This is a genomic window from Lysinibacillus sp. NPDC059133 (assembly GCF_042755925.1).
Classification (GTDB): Bacteria; Bacillota; Bacilli; order Bacillales_A; family Planococcaceae; genus Lysinibacillus.
On sequence record NZ_JBHZDH010000120.1, the window covers coordinates 1 to 1,668 of the forward strand.

The 1,668-nt window shown below is 43.3% G+C and carries 4 protein-coding genes; all 4 read left to right on the forward strand.

Annotation, left to right across the window (positions count from 1 at the left end; translation table 11 throughout):
* The first annotated feature begins 90 nt into the window (after positions 1-90).
* The 4 genes from ACFXN8_RS26440 to ACFXN8_RS26460 all read left to right on the forward strand — a co-directional run bounded on the left by ACFXN8_RS26440 (position 91) and on the right by ACFXN8_RS26460 (position 1,641).
* Positions 91-240 (forward strand): hypothetical protein, encoded by a 150-nt coding sequence (locus tag ACFXN8_RS26440; RefSeq protein WP_185198694.1) that lies wholly within the window; start codon positions 91-93, stop codon positions 238-240.
* Between the two features lie 6 nt (positions 241-246).
* Positions 247-543, forward strand: coding sequence for a hypothetical protein (locus ACFXN8_RS26445; protein WP_063336321.1), 297 nt, complete (start codon positions 247-249; stop codon positions 541-543).
* The gene (locus ACFXN8_RS26450) at positions 530-1,078 is read left to right on the forward strand and encodes a hypothetical protein (protein WP_386848323.1); all 549 of its coding nucleotides are present in this window, start codon (positions 530-532) and stop codon (positions 1,076-1,078) included. Before ACFXN8_RS26445 ends, ACFXN8_RS26450 begins: the two co-directional genes overlap by 14 nt.
* Before the next feature lie 221 nt (positions 1,079-1,299).
* Positions 1,300-1,641 carry a glycoside hydrolase family 73 protein gene (locus tag ACFXN8_RS26460; RefSeq protein ID WP_386848324.1) on the forward strand — a complete coding sequence of 114 codons (342 nt, stop codon included), beginning with the start codon at positions 1,300-1,302 and terminating at the stop codon, positions 1,639-1,641.
* Positions 1,642-1,668: the final 27 nt, after the last annotated feature.

Genomic DNA, 1,668 nt, shown 5'->3' on the forward strand with positions numbered 1-1,668 from the left:
AAATAAAGTACAAGTTCTTGGTATTTGTTCTCGCAAGTATGGCAGTCCTGAACGTTGACAAGGTAAAACAAATCATGGGAGGTCTTGTGGATGGTTAACAAGTTTTTTGACGTGATTGCGGGTATCGGGATTCTCATTGGTATTTATCTGTTCCTGAAAAATGCCAAGTCTACGACTTCCATTATCAGCACAATCGCGAGCAATTCAATTTCAGGCATCAAAGTATTACAAGGGAGGTAAGGCGGCATGATGGAAGGCTATCACCTTCAAAACCGGGTTCATGCGCTTCAGGAGCTTTCACGTCCAGTGGAGCTACCTGACGCGCAGCTAGGTATTGGAGACGCTGAAGAATTACGCCCAACACATGCCAACTTCATTTACCCGATGGTTCCGAAAGAAGCATTGATCGACAAAGTAACAAACATGAGTATTGAGAAAGCGACAGTCGATCTAAACGGAAATCAGGTAGATGAAGAAAACTTCCCTAAGAATCATTATTTCGGTGATCCGATAGGAGGCTTATATTGGTATGGCGGAATTTGAACAAGTCGGTCATGAATCCGGGGGTCATTCCCCGGGTAAAAAGAAATTCCAATTAAACAAAAAGAATATTGTCATTATCGGGTCGGTTGCAATTGGGGTCTTTCTATTAGTCTCCCTTGTGACGCGTGGGCGTCCTGCTGAGGAAGAACAGTACGTGACTTCTGAAGCATTAGAGGGTGATTACTTGGATGGCAATCCTATGAATTCAAGCTTGGTTCAGGCACAGCTACAAAACAATCAATCTCTCATTGAAGGTAGCGTTGATACAGCCTTAAACAACTTTGCAAATGAATTGGGGCAGAACCAAGAATCATTTAAGTCAGATGTAATCGACACCATTACCGATATTGGCAAGGAAAACAAAACGTATGTTGACCAAGTAAAGGACAGCATTTCAAAACAGCTTGCCGATCAAGCGAAGAAATACAGCAACTTGGAAACAGAAAATGACCAGCTTCATAAAGAACTGGAAAAGCTGAAGAACGCGAAACCGTCAACACCAGCCAAAACGACAACACCTGCTAAAAAACCGTAACCCCCGGATAAAAAGCCATCGCCAGCGAAAAAACCGTCTACACCAAAATACAAAACGGTGACGGTGAAAAAAGGTGACACGTTGTCAGAATTGACGCAGAAATATGGTAAGGGTGGTACAAAAGCCGCGTATATGGAAACAGCCAAGTTTAACAAACTCAAAGACCCGAACAAAATTAAACCGGGTCAGAAAATCAAAATCCTGACAAAGTAGGTGGAAGTATGGGCGTAAATATAAAGCCGTTTATCAAAGACGCGCAAGCCATACAGAAAGAAACTGGCATCCCTGCATCCATCATACTGGGTCAAATCATGTTAGAATCAGGCGGTTCAAACCCGGGCGGATTGTCCGGGCTTGCCTACTACTCTAAGAACCTATTTGGAATAAAGGGAAGAGGTACAGCAGGAAGTGCCACGATGGGTACGACCGAAGTATATAACGGTAAGACCTATCACGTGAAGGATGGCTTTGCAAAGTACAACAGCTATCAAGATTCCATACGCGCCCACGCGGAACTATTATCCTTTCCTCCGTTTCTGCAAGTTGTTTGCCACCAAAACTGAATAAATAAAAAGCACAAAGCTATCCTC